The 1,074-nt window shown below is 61.3% G+C and carries 1 protein-coding gene; it reads right to left on the reverse strand.

Annotation, left to right across the window (positions count from 1 at the left end; translation table 11 throughout):
• Window positions 1-1,027 (reverse strand): IS110 family transposase (locus C100_RS32360; protein WP_024019170.1); only part of this gene is annotated, 1,027 nt, incomplete at its 3' end.
• Between the last annotated feature and the right edge of the window lie 47 nt (window positions 1,028-1,074).

A 1,074-nucleotide genomic window follows, 5' to 3' on the forward strand; every position in this document is an offset into this window, starting at 1 on the left:
GCCCTGCCGACAGCTTGCCCCAGCGGAACTCGCTATGGTCGATCCACATGCGATGCATGATGACCGCAAGCTTACGGGCGACTGCGACACGGGCCTTCGCTATCCCGCGCCGTTTCGCGACATTCATGCCCCATGCTTTGAGCGCCGACCATTTCTTCGAGCGCGCCAGCAACGTGTGGGCGGCCTCGTAGAGCAACGTGCGGGCAAGTTCATCGCCGCATCGACTGACGCGGCCCTGAAAGTCGGTTTCACCCGACTGGTATCGTATTGGAGTAAGGCCAAGATGAGCACCCACATCGCGGGATCGTCGGAAGCGCTCAGGCTGATCCACGGTTGCGCGGAATGCCAACGCCGTCATCGGTCCGACACCCGGTATCGTCATCAGTTGCCGACAGATCGGCTCGACGCGGGCCGATTCCAGCACGCGCCGCGTCAGCCGCTCGAGCTCGCGATACATGGCCGTGATGATTGCCAGCAAGGGCTCAGTTATGTCGGTCAATGTGGGGTCCGCCTCGGCCAGTTCGCGAACCCTGACAGAGAAGAGTTTGCGCCCCGGCGATCCCACTTTGAGTCCACTTTCACGCAAGACAGCTCGCACTGCGTTCTCCATGTCCCGCAACTTGCAGAGCACCGTCCGGCGCGCCACCAGGAGCGAACGTGCCATCCTGGATGGCGCGCTTTTGACGTGGACCTGGCGATACCAGCCCGTCCGGATGATTTGCGCCAGGCCTCGCGCGTCATTGCGATCGGTCTTGTTCGGCATCGCGCCCATCGCTGCCTTCGCCTGGCGCGTTTCGATGCACAATGTCGGCAAGCCGGCTCGCGTCAGGCCTTGATGCAACCAAGCCGATTGTGAACAGGCCTCAAGCCCTATCCGCTCCATCGACAGACCTACGGCATTGAACGCTGATATCAGGCTTTCCGGATCGCTGGGCGCGCGCAACTCGCGCACAATCGCTCCCGTCTCATCGATAATGCAGATAGCCGTCTCTTCCAACGATACATCCAGTCCGGCATAGTAGCTCATGGTTGCTTCTCCTCATGGTTGTGGCCGCTCGATACGGACCACGTTGT

It is taken from the genome of Sphingobium sp. C100 (assembly GCF_000508185.1).
Classification (GTDB): domain Bacteria; phylum Pseudomonadota; class Alphaproteobacteria; order Sphingomonadales; family Sphingomonadaceae; genus Sphingobium.